The sequence below is a fragment of the Massilia sp. BAP21 genome, from assembly GCF_057801335.1.
In genome coordinates this window covers 778,082-797,608 of record NZ_CM173596.1, presented here as the reverse complement: position 1 = coordinate 797,608, position 19,527 = coordinate 778,082, and the positions used below count along the sequence as shown (strand labels likewise).

Annotated in this window: 16 protein-coding genes; 11 read left to right on the top strand and 5 right to left on the bottom strand. The window is 66.0% G+C overall.

The genetic code is table 11. From position 1 onward, the window contains the following. Positions 1 to 382: 382 nt before the first annotated feature. Together ACWYRN_RS03435 and ACWYRN_RS03430 are read right to left on the bottom strand one after the other, a co-directional pair. Entirely contained in the window at positions 383 to 1,252 is an 870-nt protein-coding gene (locus ACWYRN_RS03435) for an alpha/beta hydrolase (protein ID WP_488691136.1), read from the bottom strand. A 113-nt stretch (positions 1,253 to 1,365) separates the two neighbouring features. Then, complete coding sequence (locus tag ACWYRN_RS03430; RefSeq protein WP_488691135.1) at positions 1,366 to 2,559, bottom strand: NHL domain-containing protein; 1,194 nt, start codon at positions 2,557 to 2,559, stop codon at positions 1,366 to 1,368. Positions 2,560 to 2,736: 177 nt separating this feature from the next. Here ACWYRN_RS03430 and ACWYRN_RS03425 point away from each other — a divergent pair, with 177 nt between their 5' ends. From ACWYRN_RS03425 to pcp, 4 genes are all read left to right on the top strand, one after another. Further along, positions 2,737 to 3,039 carry a YciI-like protein gene (locus tag ACWYRN_RS03425; RefSeq protein WP_488691134.1) on the top strand — a complete coding sequence of 101 codons (303 nt, stop codon included), beginning with the start codon at positions 2,737 to 2,739 and terminating at the stop codon, positions 3,037 to 3,039. 102 nt (positions 3,040 to 3,141) lie between these two features. Then, positions 3,142 to 3,834 (top strand): DUF969 domain-containing protein, encoded by a 693-nt coding sequence (locus ACWYRN_RS03420; RefSeq protein ID WP_488692769.1) that lies wholly within the window; start codon positions 3,142 to 3,144, stop codon positions 3,832 to 3,834. Then, on the top strand, positions 3,831 to 4,787 hold the full coding sequence (locus ACWYRN_RS03415; RefSeq protein WP_488691133.1) for a DUF979 domain-containing protein: 957 nt from the start codon (positions 3,831 to 3,833) through the stop codon (positions 4,785 to 4,787). Before ACWYRN_RS03420 ends, ACWYRN_RS03415 begins: the two co-directional genes overlap by 4 nt. A gap of 5 nt (positions 4,788 to 4,792) precedes the next feature. Further along, positions 4,793 to 5,437 (top strand): pyroglutamyl-peptidase I, encoded by a 645-nt coding sequence (gene pcp / locus ACWYRN_RS03410; RefSeq protein WP_488691132.1) that lies wholly within the window; start codon positions 4,793 to 4,795, stop codon positions 5,435 to 5,437. Between the two features lie 201 nt (positions 5,438 to 5,638). Here the strand turns inward: pcp and ACWYRN_RS03405 are convergent, their stop codons facing one another. Genes ACWYRN_RS03405 through ACWYRN_RS03395 form a run of 3 tightly spaced genes read right to left on the bottom strand, consistent with a single transcriptional unit; the run spans position 5,639 to position 8,576 of the window. Next, positions 5,639 to 6,541, bottom strand: a complete 903-nt coding sequence (locus tag ACWYRN_RS03405; protein ID WP_488691131.1) for a LysR family transcriptional regulator — start codon at positions 6,539 to 6,541, stop codon at positions 5,639 to 5,641. 9 nt (positions 6,542 to 6,550) lie between these two features. After that, positions 6,551 to 7,465: a pseudouridine-5'-phosphate glycosidase gene (locus ACWYRN_RS03400; protein WP_488691130.1), complete on the bottom strand. Its 915-nt coding sequence runs from the start codon at positions 7,463 to 7,465 to the stop codon at positions 6,551 to 6,553. A gap of 10 nt (positions 7,466 to 7,475) precedes the next feature. Next, positions 7,476 to 8,576, bottom strand: coding sequence for a carbohydrate kinase (locus ACWYRN_RS03395; RefSeq protein WP_488691129.1), 1,101 nt, complete (start codon positions 8,574 to 8,576; stop codon positions 7,476 to 7,478). Between the two features lie 340 nt (positions 8,577 to 8,916). Between ACWYRN_RS03395 and xapA the strand changes: the two genes are divergently transcribed. The 7 genes from xapA to ACWYRN_RS03360 all read left to right on the top strand — a co-directional run bounded on the left by xapA (position 8,917) and on the right by ACWYRN_RS03360 (position 19,524). Continuing rightward, positions 8,917 to 9,762: a xanthosine phosphorylase gene (gene xapA / locus ACWYRN_RS03390; protein ID WP_488691128.1), complete on the top strand. Its 846-nt coding sequence runs from the start codon at positions 8,917 to 8,919 to the stop codon at positions 9,760 to 9,762. A gap of 15 nt (positions 9,763 to 9,777) precedes the next feature. After that, complete coding sequence (locus ACWYRN_RS03385; protein ID WP_488691127.1) at positions 9,778 to 10,971, top strand: phosphopentomutase; 1,194 nt, start codon at positions 9,778 to 9,780, stop codon at positions 10,969 to 10,971. Further along, on the top strand, positions 10,968 to 11,924 hold the full coding sequence (deoC, locus tag ACWYRN_RS03380) for a deoxyribose-phosphate aldolase (RefSeq protein ID WP_488691126.1): 957 nt from the start codon (positions 10,968 to 10,970) through the stop codon (positions 11,922 to 11,924). Before ACWYRN_RS03385 ends, deoC begins: the two co-directional genes overlap by 4 nt. An 18-nt stretch (positions 11,925 to 11,942) precedes the next feature. Next, positions 11,943 to 14,321: an aldehyde dehydrogenase family protein gene (locus ACWYRN_RS03375; protein ID WP_488691125.1), complete on the top strand. Its 2,379-nt coding sequence runs from the start codon at positions 11,943 to 11,945 to the stop codon at positions 14,319 to 14,321. 216 nt (positions 14,322 to 14,537) lie between these two features. Beyond that, on the top strand, positions 14,538 to 15,863 hold the full coding sequence (gene deoA, locus ACWYRN_RS03370) for a thymidine phosphorylase (protein ID WP_488691124.1): 1,326 nt from the start codon (positions 14,538 to 14,540) through the stop codon (positions 15,861 to 15,863). A 4-nt stretch (positions 15,864 to 15,867) separates the two neighbouring features. Further along, positions 15,868 to 16,272 carry a cytidine deaminase gene (locus ACWYRN_RS03365; RefSeq protein WP_488691123.1) on the top strand — a complete coding sequence of 135 codons (405 nt, stop codon included), beginning with the start codon at positions 15,868 to 15,870 and terminating at the stop codon, positions 16,270 to 16,272. A gap of 333 nt (positions 16,273 to 16,605) precedes the next feature. Continuing rightward, a complete protein-coding gene (locus ACWYRN_RS03360) occupies positions 16,606 to 19,524 on the top strand; it encodes a type VI secretion system Vgr family protein (protein ID WP_488691122.1) in 2,919 nt (972 codons plus the stop codon). The last annotated feature ends 3 nt before the right edge of the window (positions 19,525 to 19,527 follow it).

Genomic DNA, 19,527 nt, shown 5'->3' with positions numbered 1-19,527 from the left:
TATTGTACCCGGCGCAACGGCTGCGTTGGGAAGGGCGGCATAAAGGCAAGGCTGTGCGGCATGCCGCTGTGCCGTGCACAGTGCCATGCCAGCACGAATTTTTTTACCGTGCGGATTGTGTCAGCCCCGAACGTTTCATGGGGTTACGATTTGTATCGCGGCCTGCTCAACCATGCATTACGCGCGCGAATGTCGCAGCATCGCAACAGCAAACGGGGAGGGTAGCCCGGCCATGCGCTGCGTGGCGCCGGGTATCGGAAAACCTGCGCAGCTCAACCTGTCAAATATGCATCAGCCGATGGATGCATGACAAATACGATTTTACTTGGCAATTTATTCGAAGGAAATATAAATGCCGACAACATTCGGCATCTTTTTTCCTTCAAGCCACAGTTTCCAGGAGTTGCGGGGTGGGCAGGGGCTGGCTGAAGCGCTCGGTCAGGAAGCCGGCGATGCGCGCCTGGGTCGCTTCCAGGTAGGGAATGTTCAGGTGGTCCGAGTCGGGCACGATCTCGTCGGCGATCAGGTTGGCCAGCTTGCCGCACAGCTGGTCGGTGTGCGAGTGGGGCACGATGTCGTCGCTCTCCGCGCGCAGCACGCAGGTGGGAACCTTCAGCGAGGGCGCGTACTTGATCGACTCGAAGCGGTGGCGCAGCATGTACTCGATCGGCATGGCGCGGAACTTGCGCTTGGCGATCGCCAGGATGGAATCGTAGGGCGTGATCAGGACCACCGAGTGGGCGGCGCGTTCCTTGGCCACCTGCACGGCCACGCCGGAACCGAGGCTGCGCCCGACCACGGCGATGCGGCGCGCATCGACCTGGCCGAGGGCGGCCAGCCAGTCGTACAGGGTGCAGCCGTCGTCGATCATCAGGGTTTCGTCGGGGATGCCCTGGGAGTTGCCGTAGCCGCGGTAGTTCATCGCCAGCACGGTCATGTTCGGGAACAGATTGCCGGCATCGCGCACCACCCAGGATACTTCTTCGGAGCGGCCGCCGAAATACAGCACCGCCGGGCGCGGGCCCGGCACGCGCGGCGTCATCAGCCAGCCGCACAGGCGGGTGCCGTCTTTTGCGCGCAGGACGATCGGGCGGGTGCGATGTCCGCTGCTGCGCGGGCTATTGACCTCGGGGATGATGGTCGGGTTGAACACCAGCCGGCGCTGGTTGGCTGCCACCGCAGCCGTGAGGCCCAGCCACAACACGCTGGCGAATCCCGCCATCCCTGCCGCCATTTTTTTCGATGTGTTCATGGCGCCAGTCTACGCCCACGGCGCTAACTCTTCTGTGCGGCAAGTCGCCATGCACCGCAGCAAATCGCGGAGCTGGCGCGAGAGTATGATTTGCGCAACAGTCCCTGCCGCGCTCAGCGCGCCGGCACCAGCCGCAGCACCATGTTTTGCGAGGTGGCCGCCAGCGCGCCGCCCGTCAGTACGGTGATGCCGCGTGGCGCGTTCAGGCTGCCAGGCAGGGGGCCGAGCACCACGTTTTGCGTGCCCGGCGTGCCGACCACGGTGTTCACCGCGCCCGAGGCGCCGATGCGGCGGATGGTGCCGTTGCCGGTGTCGGCCACGAACAGGGTGCCGGCGCCGTCCATGGTCAGCGCGGCGGCGTTGCAGAAGCGCGCGCTCAGCCCCGGGCCATCGGCGGTGCCGCATTGCCCGGCGGCGCCGGCGATGGTGCGCACTTCGCCGGCGGGCGAGATTTCGCGGATCGTGGAATTGGCGGTGTCGGCCACGTACAAATAGCCGTCGTCGTCGACCTCGATGTCGCGCGGCTCGCAGAAGCGGGCGGCATTGCCACGCCCGTCGGCGCTGCCGCAGGCGCCGGCCACGCCTGCCACCGTGGTGACGGCGTTGTTGCGGTCGATGCGGCGGATGGTGTGGTTCATGGTGTCGGCCACGTACAGGTTGCCGTTGCGGTCGAGCGTGATGCCCTGCGGGTTGCAGAAGCGCGCATTGCCGGCGCTGCCGTCGGCGCTGCCGCACTGGCCGGCGGCGCCCGCGAGCGTGGTGACGGCGCCGCCCGCGCTCACCTGGCGGATGGTGGAGTTGCCGCTGTCGGTGACGTACAGATTGCCGTCGATGTCGGCTTCGAGCCGGGTCGGCCCGTTGAAGCGCGCCGCGTTGCCGGCGCCGTCGGTGCTGCCGCTGGCGCCGGCGCTGCCGGCCAGTGTGACGGCTACGCCCTGCTGCGAGACCTTGCGGATGGTACCGCTCGTGCGTTCGGCCACGTACAGGTTGCCGTCGGGGCCGAGCACGATGCCCTCGGGTGCATCGAAGCGCGCGGCCGAACCGGAGCCGTCGAGCGCGCCGCCGCAGGTGGGGCAGAGGCCGCCGGCGATCAGGAAGATGCCGGGATCGGACGCCGTGCCGCCGCCCGGCCAACCCGGCTGGTAGGGGTAGTCGTCGTAGTCGTCGTCGTAGTCGACGTAGCCGAAGCCGAGCGAGACGCCGCCGCCGCCGCAGGCGGCGAGGGTGGCGGACAGGAGCAGGGCCCCGATGCGCACGCCGGATCGGCATAGGAAGCGCAAGAGCGGAGCAAACATGGTCGGGAACATGGCATCTCCTTTGGCTGGACGTCGGCGGCTTGCCGTTCGTGACCGTATCGAGATTAGTGGGGCAGGGCGCTCCAAGTATGAGCGCGATCAAGCGTGCGCGGGTGCACGTTAGCACTGCGCAGCGGCGCGCAGGTGGGTTACTATGGTTCTTTACTTTCCCATAACACCGGAGTCGCCGTGCATTACCTGCTCATCTATGATCTCGCTCCCGATTATCTCGAACGCCGCGCCGAGTTCCGCAACGAACACCTGCGCCTGGCCTGGGAAGCGCAGGAGCGCGGCGAGATCGTGCTGGCCGGCGCCTTCGACGAACCGGCCGACCGCGCCGTCCTCCTGTTCGATGCCGACAGCCCGCAGGTGCCGCAGCTGTTCGCCGCCAGGGACCCGTATGTCACGCACGGCCTGGTACGCGCCTTCCATGTGCGGCGCTGGAATACCGGGGTGGGCGACCTGGCGGACAATCCGGTGCGGCCGCAGTGAGCACCGCCGCATAAGCCGGCCGCCCGCGGTCTTGCGGTTTCACTAATGCAACCTGGCTTCGGTTAAACTCATCCGGCTAACCATCCCAAGCCGGAGACAATGTTGCAAACCGCTGTCAATCTATGGCCGCTGCTGGGCGTGGCCGTCATCGCCGCCGGCTTCCTGCTGCGCGCCAATCCCGTGCTGGTGGTGGTTGCCGCCTGCGGCGTCACCGGCGCCGCTGCCGCCATGCCCTTCCTGCACCTGCTCGAGTCGCTCGGTACGGCCTTCGTCAAGACCCGTAATTTGCCGCTGGTCCTGCTGCTGCCGCTGGCGGCCGTCGGCCTGCTCGAACGCTTCGGCCTGAAGGAGCACGCAATGGCCAGCATCGCGAAGATCCGCTCGGCCACCGCCGGGCGCCTCCTGATCGTCTACCTCTTCCTGCGTGAGACCACGGCGGCCGCCGGCCTCACCAGCCTGGGCGGCCAGCCGTCGATGGTGCGCCCCCTCGTGGCGCCGCTGGCCGAAGGCGCGGCCGAGGCGCGCAACGGCACGCTGTCCGACAAGCTGCGCTACCGCATCCGCGCCATGGCCGCCGCCACCGATAACGTCGGCCTGTTCTTCGGCGAAGACATTTTCGTTGCCTTTGGCGCCATCGTGCTGATGCAGACCATCCTGCGCGCCGAGGGTATCGAGGTCGATCCGCTGCACATGGCGCTATGGGGCATCCCGACCGCCGTCTGCGCCTTCCTGATCCACAGCTGGAACCTGCGCCGCCTGGACGCCGCGATCCGCCGCGAAGGGGAGGGCAAGTGATTCTTTCGCTGGGATTGTTGTATGTTCTTGTCGGCCTGCTGCTGGGTACGGTCGCACTGCTGACCCTGCTCGACAGGGACCACCCGCGCCGCTTCACTAGCGCGCTGTTCTGGGGCCTGTACGCTTTCATTTATCTTGCCGGCGATGTCATTCCGGCGGCAGCGGCCGGCGCCGTGATGATCGCGATGGCGCTGCTGGCCGGCTGCAGCCTGGTGCGCCAGGGCAGGCACGGCACCCTGGACGAAGCGACCCGCCGCGCCAGCGCCGCGCGCCTCGGCAATAAACTGTTCCTGCCGGCGCTGGTGATCCCGATCGTGACCGTGCTCGGCGCCACCGTGCTCAAGGACGCACACATCGGCGACTGGCTGCTGTTCGACCAGTCGCACCTGACCCTGGCCAGCCTGGGCCTGGGCTCGCTGCTGGCCATCGGCGCCGCCTGCTGGCTGACCAAGGCAAGCCCGGTGCAGGGCGTGCGCGAGGCGCGGCGCCTGGTCGACGCCATGAGCTGGGCGGTGACCCTGCCGCACATGCTGGCGGTGCTGGGGCTGCTGTTCACCGAAGCCGGCGTCGGCAAGGCGGTGGCCCAGGTCAGTACGGGCTGGTTCGACGTCGATTCGCGCTTTGCCGCCGTGGCCCTGTATTGCATCGCGATGGCGGTGTTCACCATCATCATGGGCAATGGCTTTGCCGCCTTTCCGGTGATTGCCGGCGGCATCGGCATTCCGGTCCTGGTGAAGGTGTACGGCGCCGATCCGGCCGTGATGGCTGCCATCGGCATGTTCAGCGCGTATTGCGGCACATTAATGACACCGATGGCGGCGAACTTTAATATCGTCCCCGCGGCGCTCCTGGAGTTGCCTGACAAAAACGCGGTGATCAAGGCGCAGATACCGACCGCGCTGCCGCTGCTGGCGGCGAACATCGTCCTCCTCTACTTCCTCATGAATCGCTAGCCACTATGAAAAAAACTGTCCTGCTGACCGGTTTCGAGCCTTTCAATGGCGCCAGCGTCAACCCGGCCTGGGAAGCGGTGCGCGCGCTCAAGGGCTGGAGCGGCGACGATTTCCTGGTCGAGGTATTGCAGCTGCCCTGCGTGTTCGGCTTCGCCAACCGGGTATTGGCCGGCGCCATCGACGAGATCAAGCCGGACGTGGTGATTGCCGTCGGCCAGGCCGGCGGGCGCGCCGACCTCACCGTCGAGCGGGTGGCGATCAACGTCGACGATGCGCCGATCGTCGACAACGACAGGCAGCAGCCGGTGGATGCGGCCATCGCCGAAGACGGCCCGGCGGCCTACTTCTCGACCCTGCCGATCAAGGCCATCGTGGCGGAAATGCGCGAGCGCGGCCTGCGCGCCTCGGTGTCGCAAACGGCCGGCACCTTTGTCTGCAACCATGTGTTCTATGGTCTGATGCACCGGATCGCCGGCTCCGCCATTCGCGGCGGCTTCATCCACGTGCCCTACTTGCCAGAGCAGGCCGCGGCGTTTGCCGGGGCGCCGGGGATGGCGCTGGAGGAGATCGTCGAGGGGCTGCGCGTGGCGGTCGAGGTGACGGTGCGGGGTGGCGGCGATGCAGTTGTCGGAGGTGGGGCGACGCACTGATCTTGCCGGCGCGGGCTGGACGCGTGGACGGCGCACCGGCCGCGTGAACGCATGGCGTCGGGAGTAGCCGTCCACCCTACGTCGAACACCGCCGGCATGCATGACCGTAGGGTGGACGGCTACACCCGGGCGGACGAATACACACTGCCTGAACGCCGTCCACGCGTTCAACAAGCCTATGCCAGGCGCATCAGCCCCGTATCACTCCCCGTCGGGATTCAGGATCTTCAAAAAGGCCCGCACCACCGGCGCATCGTCCTGGCTGGTGGTGGTGATGTACAGGTTCGCCGACGGCGGATTCGTGCGGATCGGCAGGAAAGCCACGCCCGGCCAGCCGATGCGGCTGGTGGTCTGCGGCATCAGCGCCACGCCCAAACGCGCGCCAACCATCGCCAGCAGGGTCTGCGGCTCGGCCGCCTCCTGGAAAATCGCCGGCTGGAAGCCCGCATTCACGCAGCACTGGATCAGGTAGCGCGGCTCGGCCGACTGGTGCAGGTGCAGGGTCAGCATCGGCTCCTGGGCGATGTCCATCAGTTCGATCGCTTCCTGGCGCGCCAGCGGGTGTTCCTTGTGCACGGCCACGCAGAAGTTCTCGCGGAAGCACAGCTGCTGGCGCAGGTGCGCCGCCTTCAGTTCCTCGTCGTCCAGTCTCGGTTCGCGCCAGAAGCCGACGTCGATCTGCTTCGAGCGCAGCGCTTCGAGCTGCTGGTCCGGCCCCAGCTCGTGCAGGGTCCAGGTCACGCGCGGGAACTCGGTCTGGAAGCGCTCCAGCAGACTCGGGATCGGCCCCCACATCGCCGAGCCGACGATGCCCACGCGCAGGCGGCCGACTTCGCCGCGGTCGATCTGGCGGATGGTGTCGATCGTCATGCGCATCCGGCCCAGCAGCTCGGACGCCTCCGCCATCAGCGCCTTGCCGGCCACCGTCAGCTCGAAGCTGCGCGTGGTGCGCGCGAACAGGCGCACGCCGAGCTCGGACTCGAGCTTCATGATCTGCTGCGAGAGCGGCGGCTGCGAAATGTGCAGGCGCTCGGCGGCGCGGCTGAAGCTCTTTTCCTCGGCCACGGCCAGGAAATACTTCAGCTGTTTCAGGTCGATCGACATAAGCGTGATTTACGCGTTGCCGTTCAGGGCCACGGCCAGGCGCGCGCCGACCAGGGCGTTGTGCTTGACCAGGGCGATGTTGGTGGCCAGGCTGCGGCCTTCGGTGAGTTCCTTGATACGGGCAAGGAGGAAGGGCGTCACCAGCTTGCCGGTCACGCCTTGCTGTGCAGCCTCGCCAAGCGCCTGCTCGGTGATGCGGTCGATCTCTTCCTTCGGCATGGCCGATTCCGCCGGCACCGGGTTGCTGACCACGACGCCGCCATCCAGGCCGAGCTGCCACTTGGTGCGGATGAACGACGCCTGCGCTTCCGGCGTATCCAGCTGGAAGTCGGCCTTGAAACCGCTCTCGCGCGTGAAGAAGGCCGGGAAGCCGGGCTGGCCGACGCTCACCACCGGCACGCCGTTCGTTTCCAGGTATTCCAGGGTCAGGCCGATGTCGAGGATGGACTTGACGCCGGCGCAGACCACGGCCACGTTGGTGTTCGCCAGTTCCTGCAGGTCGGCCGAGATGTCGAAGCTGGTCTCGGCGCCGCGGTGCACGCCGCCGATGCCGCCGGTGACAAACACTTCGATGCCGGCCAGTTCGGCGCAGATCATGGTGGCGGCCACGGTGGTCGCGCCGAGCAGCTTCTGCGACAGCACGTAGGCCAGGTCGCGGCGGCTGACCTTGATCGCGTCCTGCGCGGTGCCCAGGCGTTCCAGCTGCGCGTCGTTCAGGCCGACGCAGATCTTGCCGTCGATGATGGCGATGGTGGCCGGCACGGCGCCGGCGTCGCGGATGATCTGCTCGACTTCGCGCGCGGTCTGCACGTTCTGCGGGTAGGGCATGCCGTGCGAGATGATGGTCGATTCGAGGGCGACCACGGGCAGGCCGGCATTGCGCGCGGCGGCGACTTCAGGAGAAAACAGCAGGAAGGATTGCATGGGTAGACCTTTATTCTTGAATCAGGGCCCCGAAGGTATCGGGCGCGAGTTGCGGGCAAACGGTCTGGCGGCACTCGACCGTCATGGCCGACAGTTGCAGGCCGCGGCGGCAGGCCAGGGCCAGGTCGGTGCCGCCGCTCTGCAGCGACAGCACCAGGGCGGCGGCAAAGGCGTCGCCGGCGCCGGTCACGTCGACCACGTCGGCCGGCGGGGCATCGAGGCGTTCGGCGCCGCCGCCGGGCACGGTGAACAGCACGCCGCGTGCGCCCAGCGTGACCACCACGTCTTCGGCGCCCTGGGCCTGGACTTCGCGGCAGGCGGCGGCCAGATCGGCTTCGCCCTCGAGCGCGCGGCCGACGCGGGCGGCCAGTTCGCCTTCGTTCAGGATCAAGAGGCGCACGCCGGCCAGCGATGCGGGCAGGCGGTTCATCTTCGGCTCGGACACCGCCACCAGGATCAGCGACACGCCGTCGCGCGCGGCGTCGCGCTGCAGAGTGGCGATGGCCTCCATGCTCAGGTTCAGGTCGGCCACGATCAGCGAGGCGCCGGTGCGCTGCTGCTGGCGCGTGTCGAGGAAGGCCGGGGTGATGCGGTCGTACAGGGCCATGTCGGCCAGGGCGACCACCATCTGGCCGTCGCCGTCGAGCACCGCGGTGTAGGTGCCGCTGCCGGCGTCGTCGAGCTTGAAAGCGCCGCGGGTGTCGATGCCGACGCTGTCAGCGTGGGCGAGCAGGGCGCGTCCGGAAGAATCGTTGCCGACCGCCGTGATCAGGGACACCGCCGCGCCCATGCGCGCCAGGTTCTCGGCGATGTTGCGGGCCACGCCGCCGAACGACTCGACGCCGCTGGCCGGGTTCGAGGTGCCCATCGCCAGCGTGCCTTCGGCGCGCAGCTTGCGGTCGAGGTTGGCGGCGCCCACGCACAGGATAGGGCGGTTATCCGGCAGCACGTAGGCACGGCCGAGCAGGCGGCGTTCGCGCACCAGGGTGGCGATGTAGCCGGCAACGGCCGAGCGCGAGAGCCCGAGTTCGGTGGCGAGGTCCTGCTGCGAAATGAAGGGGTTCGCACGGATCAGCTCGTACAACTGTTCTTTCTTGGAGAGTTCAGTCACGGTCGGCACTTATAAACAAATGTTGTTCGATACTAGACAAATGTTTGGTCGCAGTCAATACGCTGATGCGACAATATTGTCCTGTTAGCTAAATTGTATCTGTAAGCCAACATGCGACGGACATAAATTTACGTGGATTTATTTGCCAGACATATAAATGCTGAAGAAAAATGGTATTTGCCATACATATCGCCGATAATGCATAGTTAGAATAATTTTTGGCTTATCAGTGTCGAGCGTTCCGCTCGGGCGCTGCCTCTTCCGCGCCGCTCTCCACGACACGTCCTCACGACAGCCACCGCATTCACGCCTATCCATTAGATTCATACGAAGGAAAACCATGTCCAGCAATACCCCATTCGAAGCCGCCGACGTCATCCGCGCCCGCAAGCCGGGCTTCGAGCCGCGCGTCGCCATGATCCTCGGTTCCGGCCTCGGCGTGCTGGCCGAGCAGATGACTGACGCCGTCTCGATCAGCTATGCCGACCTGCCGGGCTTCCCGATCAGCACCGTGCACGGCCACGCGGGCGAACTGGTGCTGGGCACCCTGGCCGGCGTGCCGGTGGTGTGCATGAAGGGCCGCGGCCACTTCTACGAAGGCTATGGCGCCCACGTGATGACCTCGGCCGTGCGCACCTTCAAGCTGCTCGGCTGCGAAATGCTGCTGGTGACGAACGCCGCCGGCTCGCTGCGTCCTGAAGTCGATGCAGGCAGCGTCGTGGTCCTCTCCGACCACATCAACCTGCTGCCGGGCAGCCCGATGGCCGGCCCGAACGACGACCGCTTCGGCCCGCGCTTCTTCAGCATGGCCAACGCCTACGACGCCGACCTGCGCGCACTGGTGAAGGCCACGGCGCTTGACAAGAACATCACCCTGGCCGAAGGCGTGTACCTGGCAGCGCCGGGCCCGAACTTCGAGACCGCCGCCGAAATCCGCGCCTTCAAGACCCTGGGCGCCGACGTGGTCGGCATGTCGGTGGTGCCGGAAGTGATCTCGGCGCGCCACTGCGGCCTGAAAGTGGTGGGCGTCTCGGCGATCACGAACCTGGCCGAAGGCCTGTCGCCGTTCCCGCTGTCGCACGAGCAGACCCTGAAGTACGCGGCGATTGCCGCCAAGGACCTGGTCACCCTGATCCATTCCTTCGTCGAGCGCCTGGCCTCGGTGCCACGCGCTACCGCCAACTAATTAGCGAGCGAAAAAATGTCACGCGCATTCATCCTCCTGCTGGACTCCTTCGGCCTGGGCGCGCTGCCCGACGCCGACAAATACGGCGACACCGGCGCCAACACCTTCGGCCACATCGCCGAGTGGGCCGCGAAAGAGGGCAAGCCGATGTCGCTGCCTAACCTGGAGCGCCTGGGCCTCGCGGCCGCCGCACACAAGGCCAGCGGCGAATGGGCCGCCGGTTTCAATCAGCGCGACGGCTTTACCGGCGCCTGGGGCGTCGCCCGCGAACAGTCGACCGGCAAGGACACGCAAAGCGGCCACTGGGAAATCGCCGGCGTCCCGGTGCTGTTCGACTGGGGCTACTTCCCGAAGACCGTGCCGAGCTTCCCGCAAGAGCTGACCGACAAGTTGCAAGAGCTGACGGGCGTGCCGGGCTGGCTGGGTAACTGCCACGCCTCGGGCACCACCATCATCAACGAGCTGGGCGACGAACACGTTGCGAGCGGCAAGCCGATCCTCTACACCTCGGCCGACTCGGTGCTGCAGATCGCCGCGCACGAAGAGCACTTCGGCCTGGACCGCCTGTATGAAGTGTGCGAAGCGGCTTATGAGCTGGTCAAGCCCTACAACATCGGACGCGTGATCGCGCGTCCTTTCACGGGTGCGAACGGCGACTACAAGCGCACCAGCAACCGCCACGACTACGCCGTGCCACCGACCGCGCCGACGCTGCTGGACCACGTGAAGGAAGCCGGCGGCGAAGTCATCGCCCTGGGCAAGATCAGCGACATCTTCGCGGCGCAGGGCGTGACCCGCCTGGTGAAGGGCCCGGACAACATGGCCCTGTTCGACCGCCTGCTGGAAGTGGCCGACGAAGCGCCAGCCAAGTCCTTGAGCTTCGTGAACTTCGTCGACTTCGACATGCACTTCGGCCACCGCCGCGACGTCGCCGGCTACGCAAACGCGCTGCACGAACTCGACGCGCGCCTGCCGGAATTCATGGCCAAGCTGAAGGACGGCGATCTGGTCGTGATCACCGCCGACCACGGCTGCGACCCGACCGCGCCAGGCTCGGACCACACGCGCGAGCACATCCCGATGATCTTCTTCGGCCCGAACGTCAAGGCGCAGGAGCTGCCGACCGCATCGACCTTCTCCGACATCGGCGCCACGCTGGCCAGCCACCTCGGCGTCCAACCCCTCTCCAACGGAACCGCACTGCTATGACCCAGAACCTGGACTTCAAACGTAACACCGCCGTCGGCCTCGACCTCGGCTGGGTCAACAGCCTGAAGGTGAACCGCAACGCGGCCGACCGCCGCGCCGCCAGCCTGGCGAACCGCCGCACGGTGAAGAAGGAATACCAGGCCGCCTGGCTGGTGCGCGCCATCGAGTGCATGGACCTGACCACGCTGTCGGGCGACGACACCCCGGGCCGCGTCGAGCGCCTGTGCCGCAAGGCGATGCGCCCGATCCGCACCGATTTGATGCAGGCCCTGGGCCTGGAGTCGCTGCAAACCGGCGCCGTCTGCGTGTACCACGAGATGATCGAACCGGCTGGCAAAATTTTGCAGGGCCGCTTGCCGATCGCCGCCGTGTCGACCGCCTTCCCGGCCGGTTTGTCGAGCATGGAAACCAAGCTGCGCGAAATCGAACTCTCGGTCGCCGCCGGCGCCACCGAGATCGACATCGTCATCACGCGCCAGCACGTGTTGACCGGTAACTGGCAAGCGCTGTACGACGAAATGCTCGCCTACCGCAAGGCCTGCGGCGAAGCGCACGTGAAAGCCATTCTCGCCACCGGCGACCTGGTCACGCTGGACAACGTGGCGAAAGCCTCGTGGGTCTGCATGATGGCCGGCGCCGACTTCATCAAGACCTCGACCGGCAAGGAAGGCGTGAACGCCACCATTCCGGTGTCGCTGGTGATGGTGCGCGCGATCCGCGAATACTACGAGCAGACCGGCTTCATGGTCGGCTACAAGCCGGCCGGCGGCGTGAGCACCGCCAAGAGCGCGCTCCAGTACCTGACGGTGATGAAGGAAGAGCTGGGCAACGAATGGCTGCAGCCGCACCTGTTCCGCATCGGTGCCTCCAGCCTCCTGACCGACATCGAACGCCAGCTCGAGCACTACGTGACCGGCGCCTACTCGGCCGCCCACCGCCACGCGCAACCTTAAACACCGAACGGATTCGTCATGCCAACAATTAAAGAGATTCTGCAAACTATGGATTACGGCCCCGCTCTTGAAACCACCAAAGAAGCACAAGCGTGGCTGGACCAGCATGGACGCCGTTTCGGCCTCTTCATCGACAACGCATGGACTGAAGCTGCCGACACCTTTGCCTCGACCAACCCGGCCGACGGCGTGGAACTGGCGCAGATCACGCAAGCCACGAACGACGACGTCGAGCGCGCCGTGCTTGCCGCACGCCGCGCCCAGCCGGGCTGGGTGGCCATGGGCGGCGCCGGCCGCGCGAAAGTCATGTACGCGATCGCGCGCCTGCTGCAAAAGCACTCGCGCCTGTTCGCCGTGCTCGAAACCCTGGACAACGGCAAGACCATCCGCGAAACCCGCGATGCCGACCTGCCTTTGGCCGCACGCCACTTCTACCACCACGCCGGCTGGGCCGCGCTGCAATCGGAAGAATTCGCCGACTACCGCGCCGTGGGCGTGGTCGGCCAGATCGTGCCGTGGAACTTCCCGCTGTTGATGCTGGCTTGGAAAATCGCCCCGGCCCTGGCTGCCGGTAACACGGTCGTGTTCAAGCCGGCCGAGTTCACCTCGCTGACCGCGCTGCTGTTCGCCGAGATCTGCCAGCAGGCAGGTGTGCCGGCCGGCGTCGTGAACATCGTCACCGGCGACGGCCGCGTGGGCGAAGCCATCGTCAACCATCCCGGCATCGACAAGCTGGCCTTTACCGGCTCGACCGAAGTCGGCCGCATCATCCGCAAGGCCACCGCTGGCAGCGGCAAGAAGCTGTCGCTGGAGCTGGGCGGCAAGTCGCCGTTCATCGTCTTCGATGATGCCGACCTGGATGCCGCCGTCGAAGGCCTGGTCGACTCGATCTGGTTCAACCAGGGGCAGGTGTGCTGCGCCGGTTCGCGCCTGCTGGTGCAGGAATCGGTGTACGACCGCTTCATCGCCAAGGTCAAGGCGCGCATGCAGAACCTGCGCGTCGGCTCGCCGCTCGATAAATCGAACGACATCGGCGCCCTGGTCGACCCGGTGCAGCAGCAGCGCATCCACGGCCTGGTGGAAGCCGCCCGCGCCGAAGGCTGCGAGATCTGGCAGCCAGCCTGCGAAGCCCCACAAGCCGGCTCGTGGTACCTGCCGACCCTGATCACCGGCGCCTCGACCTCGGCCGCGGTGGCCCAGACCGAAATCTTCGGACCGGTGCTGGTCGCCATGAGCTTCCGCACCCCGGGCGAAGCCGTCCAGCTGGCCAACAACACCGTCTATGGCCTGGCTGCCTGCGTGTGGTCGGAATCGATCTCGCTGGCGCTGGACGTGGCGCCGCAGATCAAGGCCGGCGTGGTGTGGATCAACACCGCGAACCAGTTCGACGCCGCTTGCGGCTTCGGCGGCTACAAGGAATCGGGCTTCGGCCGCGAAGGCGGCAAGGAAGGCATGTACGAGTACCTGACCGCGCTGTCGGAAGACGCACGCCCAAGCGCCCCAGTCGTGGCAGCCAAGGTCGCCGCCAAGCCGGCAGCCGGCGACAGCCCATTCGCCGTCGACCGCACCGCCAAGCTCTACATCGGCGGCAAGCAGGCCCGCCCTGACGGCGCCTATAGCCGCGCCATCCACGGCGCGGACGGCAGCTTCCTGGCCGACATCGGCGAAGGCAGCCGCAAGGACATCCGCAACGCCGTGGAAGCGGCGCACAAGGCGGCCGGCTGGTCGAAAGCCACCGCGCACAACCGCGCCCAGGTGCTGTACTACATCGCCGAGAACCTGGCGATCCGCGCCGACGAGTTCGCGCAGCGCATCGCCGCGCAGACCGGCTCGAAAGACGCCGCACGCGAAGTGCAGGCCTCGATCGAGCGCCTGTTCTACTGGGCGGCCTGGGCCGACAAGTACGACGGCCTGGCGCACCAGCCGCCGATGCACGGCGTCACCGTGGCGCTGAACGAACCGGTCGGCGTGATCGGCATCGTCTGCCCGAACGAGAACCCGCTGCTGGGCTTCATCTCGCTGGTGGCGCCGGCGCTGGCCATGGGTAACCGCGTGGTGGCGGTGCCGTCGGAAGCGCATCCGCTCTCGAGCACCGACCTGTACCAGGTGCTGGACACCTCGGACCTGCCGGGCGGCGCGCTGAACATCGTTACCGGTTCGGCCGACGAGCTGGCGCGCACGCTGGCCACCCACGGCGACATCGATGCGGTGTGGCGTCACGACGGTTCGGCGGAAGGCTGCGCCGAAGTCGAGCGCCTGTCGAGCGAAACGCTGAAGCGTACCTGGGTCGGCGGCGCCAAGGGCCGCGACTGGTTCGATGCGAAGCAGGCCTGCGGCCGCGCCGTGCTGCAGCACGCGACCCAGGTGAAAAACATCTGGATTCCGTACGGCGTTTGAGATGGCATGAATAACCGTTGCGTGTGAATGCAACGGGTAGGGTGGACGGGTCTCCCGTCCACGCGTCGATCGTTGGTGGATGCCGGTTCGTACACGAAACCGGAACCGATAGCGATCACCGCGTGGACGGGGAACCCGCCCACCCTACGTCGTTTTCGGCGCGATCCTTACGTTCGCGTCCATTTGAACTATTTGATTTAGAGAGGCGAGCATCCCATGTTCCTCCCCCAAGAAATCGTCCGCAAGAAGCGCGACGGCGGCACCCTGACCGCGGAAGAAATCCAGTTTTTCGTGCGCGGCATCCCTGACGGCAGCGTCACGGAAGGCCAGATCGCGGCACTCGCGATGGCTGTCTACTTCAACGACATGAGCATGGACGAACGCGTCGCCTTTACCCTGGCGATGCGCGACTCGGGCCAGGTCCTGGAATGGAAATCGATGAATTTGCCCGGCCCGGTGGTCGACAAGCACTCGACCGGCGGCGTCGGCGACGTGGTCTCGCTCATGCTGGGACCGATGATCGCGGCCTGCGGCGGCTTCGTGCCGATGATCTCGGGCCGCGGCCTGGGCCACACCGGCGGCACCCTGGATAAATTCGATTCGATCCCGGGCTACAGCACCGTGCCCGACCCGGAACTGTTCCGCAAGGTGGTCAAGGAAGTCGGCGTCGCCATCATCGGCCAGACCGCCCAGCTGGCGCCGGCCGACAAGCGCTTCTACAGCATCCGCGACACCACGGCGACCGTGGAATCGGTGGCCATGATCACCGGCTCGATCCTCTCGAAAAAGCTGTCGGCCGGCCTGGACGCGCTGGTGATGGACGTGAAAGTCGGCAGCGGCGCCTTCATGCCGACTCCTGCAAAATCGCTGGAACTCGCCGAGAGCATCGTCGCCGTCGGCAACGGCGCCGGCACCCGCACCTCGGCCATCCTGACCGGCATGGACGAGTCGCTGTGCCACGCCGCCGGTAACGCCGTCGAAGTGCGCGTCGCCATCGACTACCTGACCGGCAAATCGCGTCCGGCACGCCTGCACGAAGTGACGATGGCGCTGTGCGCCGAGATGCTGGTCATTTCCGGCCTGGCCGCGAACGACCTTGAGGCCCGCGCCAAGCTGCAGGCCGCGCTGGATTCGGGCGAAGCCGCCGAACGCTTCGCGCGCATGGTCACCGCCCTCGGCGGCCCGGCTGATTTGATGGACAAGCCGGACGCCTACCTGGAAACCGCACCAATCATCGTGCCGGTACCGGCCCTGCAAGCCGGCTACGCCACCTCGGTCGACACCCGCGGCCTGGGCCTGGCAGTCGTCGCCCTGGGGGGCGGCCGCGTGCGTCCGCAGGATGCGATCGACTTCGCGGTCGGCCTGACGAACCTGGTGGAACTGGGCGACCGGATCGAAGCCGGCCAGCCGCTGGGCACCGTGCATGCGCGCACCCAGGCCGCCGCCGAGCAGGCCGTGCGCCAGGTGCAGGCCGCGTACCAGATCGGCGCCGAGAAGGCCGCCGTGCAGCCGATGATCCATCGCACCATTCGTCCGGAGTAAAACCGTGAAATACGACAAGCTAATCGAAGAAGCCCGCGCCGCACGCGAACTGGCCTACGTGCCGTATTCGAAGTTCCAGGTCGGCGCCGCCCTGGAGTGCAAGGACGGCCGCATCTTCCGTGGCTGTAACGTCGAAAACGCCTCCTACGGCTTGTGTAACTGCGCCGAGCGCACCGCCTTCTTCTCGGCGATTGCACACGGCTACAAGCCGGGCGACTTCGCGGCGCTGGCGGTGATCGGCCAGACCGACGGCCCGATCGCGCCATGCGGCGCCTGCCGCCAGGTCGTGCTGGAACTGGGCGGCAACACGTTGCCGGTCGTCCTCACCAACCTGAAGGGCGATATCCTGGAAACCACGGCTGCGGAACAATTGCCGAACGCCTTTGGTAGCTGGGACCTGAACAAGTGATGTTTCGATGAGTTGATGGGCGCCGCGCTGGAAGGCACGGGGCTTGTCGCATCGTTTTGGCGCGCTGCCTGGAGCGCTGCCCGCGCAAGCGGAGCAGCGCTTTTTTTCGTCTGCTGCACATGTGTTCGGATTGTTCTGACTGCGCGGCCTGTGGTTTTCCGAATGCGAGCGCCGACGTACTGTTGCTGATTTGCCGAACTATGTTGCGGCGGCAAGTGGCCTGATCTTGCGCAATTGCCGCACGGCAGACTCGGCGTGTAATCGCTGGGTTCGGGCTGCCGTGCACGCTACCGCTGTGCGCCGATGCAGCCTGCATTTCACGGGAGCTCGCGCATGCGGCAACACATCCAGGCAGGTCTACTCGCAGCGTTCGCGCGTACTACCCAGACGACGCGCCTGGTCAGGCTGACGACGCCGCTCGGCGAGGACTTGCTGGCCGAATGCGTGCGCGGCGAAGAGGGTATCAGCACGGGATTCACCTTCCGCATCGACGCCTTGTGCGAGGATGCCCACCTGCCCTTGAAAACCCTGCTCGGCCAGCCGGCCCTGCTGCAACTGCTGACCGCCGCCAGCCGCGATGCACTGCGGCCGTTTCACGGGCACATCACCGCAGCGCAGATCAGCGGCGCGAACGGCGGCCTGGCCCGCTACCACCTCACCCTGCAACCCTGGAGCAGCTTTCTCGGCCTGGGCCGCGACAGCCGCATCTTCCAGGACATGACGGTCTTCGACATCCTCGACGCCGTGTTTGCCGCGTACCAGGGCAAAGGCCGGCTGATGCCGGCATGGCGCTACGAGATTGCCGACCGCCGTATCTATCCACGGCGCAGCTTGACGACGCAATACCAGGAAAGCGACCTGGCCTTTGCCGAGCGCCTGATGCACGAGGAAGGCCTGTTCTATTTCTTCGAGCACGGCGGCGACCCGCGCAACGCCTCGCTCGGTTGCCACACGATGGTGATTGCCGACCACAACGGCGCCTTCCAGCCGAATGCGCAGGCGGCAGTGCGCTTCACGCAAGCCGGCGCCGTGATGCGCGCCGACAGCATCGACCGCTGGCGTACCGAATCGCGCCTGCGCACCGATGCCGTCGAGATGGTCAGCTGGGATTACCGCAGCGCCGGCCAACGCCAGGTAAGCGCCGCCGGCGTTGGCGGCGACGCCAGCCTGTGCAGCCGCGACGCGCCCGGCACCTATGCCTGGGCCGAGCGCGAGCACGGGCAGCGCATCGTCACCAGGCAGATCGAGGCGCTGGAAGCCACGCACCAGGTGCATGTGGGCGCGGGGACGGTGCGCACCTTTGCGCCCGGCACCACGTTTGCGCTGCATGGCCACGCCCGCTTCGACGCGGCGCGCGACGATGCCGGGCGCAACTTCACCATCGTGCGCACCGTACACCTAATGCACAACAATTTGTCGGCGGAGGTGAACGGCAGTGTGCATGCCCTGCTGGGAAAAGGCGCCGTGGCCGCAACCCTCGATGCGGACGCCGGCATGCGCGCAGCCGGGGACAGCATCGGTGAACGCCCCCTGTACCGCAACCGTTTCGACGCCTTGTTGGACAGCATCCCCTACCGCAGCAGCGGCGTCGATGCGCACGGCCAGTTGCTGCATCCGCGTCCCACGGTGCGCGGGCAGCAGACGGCGATCGTGGTCGGTGCAGCCGGCGCCACCGTCCATACCGACCGCGACCACCGCATCAAGCTGCAATTCCACTGGCAGCGCGGAGAGGCCAGCCATAGCCGGCTGGCGCATCCGTCTCCTGAACGACATACCGGCGCGCCCGGCAATGACACAGCAGGCACCTGGGTGCGGGTAATGACGCCGCTCGCCGGCGCCAACTGGGGCAGCAACATGCTGCCGCGCGTCGGGCAGGAAGTGCTGGTCGATTTCATGGAAGGCGATATCGACCGGCCGGTGGTGATTGGTGCGCTGTACAACGGGCGTGGGCAGGCCGATGCCCAGCACAACAGCATGGCGTATGGTGCAGGCGCGGTCACGGGCAATGCGCCGGCGTGGTTCCCGGGCGAGGGTGGGGCGCATGCGCATCCGGCGGTGCTGTCGGGGATCAAGTCGCAGGCGATGCAGGACAGCCAGGGAGGGAGCGGGGCCTATAACCAGCTGGTGTTCGACGACAGCGCGGAGCAGGCGCGGCTTGTATTACAGCGGCATGGCAAGGCGCACGATGGGTCGGCGGAGCTGAATCTGGGGCACTTGCGGCACCAGAGCGATAACGGGCGGCTGGAAGGGGTGGGATTTGGGGCGGAGTTGAAGAGCGAGCAGAGTGCTGCGCTTCGGGCTGGGCAGGGTGTGTTGCTGTCCTGTGATCTACGCAATGCCGGTGATAGCAGCCAGCTCGATTCCTGCGAAGCGGCTTCTCAAATCGAAGCAAGCGGGCAGTTGCAGCTCGCTTTGGCAGCGCAAGCGCAGAAACATAAGGCGAAAATCAAGGGGGAGTCTGACGCAGCGGAGCTGCCGGCTGTGAAGGAGACCAATCACACTTTGGAGGTGCTTACATCGCCAGCCGCCGCAGCAGATCGGCAAGGAAGAACTGCTGGGTATAGCGAGCCCCACGTTCAGTTGTCGAGTCCGGCCGGGATCGTGGTTGACACACCCAGCAATGCTGTTCTCTCAAGTGGAATGACAACCAGCCTGAACGCTGGACAGGATATCGGTCTAGTGGCGCAGGGACACACATCATCAACTGTGGCTGGCGGAGTCAGCTTGTTCACATATGGCAAAGCAGAAAATAAAACCAAAGCTAACCAGGAGACGGGTCTAAAACTGCATGCGGCAAGTGGACGGCTGAGTAGTCAAAGTCAATCGGGAATGACCTCCATCGTGGCGGACAAAACGCTTATGGTAGCGAGTGTCGCCAAAACCGTAACGATCAGCGCGCCAAAAAAGCATGTGCTGCTCACGGCGCAGGGCGCTTACATCAAGCTGGAGGGAGGAAATATCGAGGTGCATGCGCCAGGCAAGGTGGATATCAAGGCTACTAAAAAAGAACTGACCGGGCCGGTGAGTGTGGCTGGCCTTGACATGGCAATGAAGATCTCAGAACTGAGTATAAAGCGTGACCTTGAAATTGAATACGTTGATGCAGAAGGAAATGTGCTGAAAGACGAAGCAATCGACCTGCGCTTCAGTAATGGCGTCGATAGAGCAGTCACGCTGGATGGAAGCGGAATAGGGAAACTCAAGAAAGTACCGCTGGGACCGTTTCGCGCGGTACAACCTCGCCGCAAATAGGAG

Excerpts from the sequence above, each read along its gene's own strand:
- ACWYRN_RS03435 (WP_488691136.1), bottom strand. The coding sequence starts at position 1,252 with ATGAACACATCGAAAAAAATGGCGGCAGGGATGGCGGGATTCGCCAGC.
- ACWYRN_RS03430 (WP_488691135.1), bottom strand. The coding sequence starts at position 2,559 with ATGTTCCCGACCATGTTTGCTCCGCTCTTGCGCTTCCTATGCCGATCC.
- pcp (WP_488691132.1), top strand. The coding sequence starts at position 4,793 with ATGAAAAAAACTGTCCTGCTGACCGGTTTCGAGCCTTTCAATGGCGCC.
- ACWYRN_RS03405 (WP_488691131.1), bottom strand. The coding sequence starts at position 6,541 with ATGTCGATCGACCTGAAACAGCTGAAGTATTTCCTGGCCGTGGCCGAG.
- ACWYRN_RS03400 (WP_488691130.1), bottom strand. The coding sequence starts at position 7,465 with ATGCAATCCTTCCTGCTGTTTTCTCCTGAAGTCGCCGCCGCGCGCAAT.
- xapA (WP_488691128.1), top strand. The coding sequence starts at position 8,917 with ATGTCCAGCAATACCCCATTCGAAGCCGCCGACGTCATCCGCGCCCGC.
- ACWYRN_RS03385 (WP_488691127.1), top strand. The coding sequence starts at position 9,778 with ATGTCACGCGCATTCATCCTCCTGCTGGACTCCTTCGGCCTGGGCGCG.
- deoC (WP_488691126.1), top strand. The coding sequence starts at position 10,968 with ATGACCCAGAACCTGGACTTCAAACGTAACACCGCCGTCGGCCTCGAC.
- ACWYRN_RS03375 (WP_488691125.1), top strand. The coding sequence starts at position 11,943 with ATGCCAACAATTAAAGAGATTCTGCAAACTATGGATTACGGCCCCGCT.
- deoA (WP_488691124.1), top strand. The coding sequence starts at position 14,538 with ATGTTCCTCCCCCAAGAAATCGTCCGCAAGAAGCGCGACGGCGGCACC.
- ACWYRN_RS03360 (WP_488691122.1), top strand. The coding sequence starts at position 16,606 with ATGCGGCAACACATCCAGGCAGGTCTACTCGCAGCGTTCGCGCGTACT.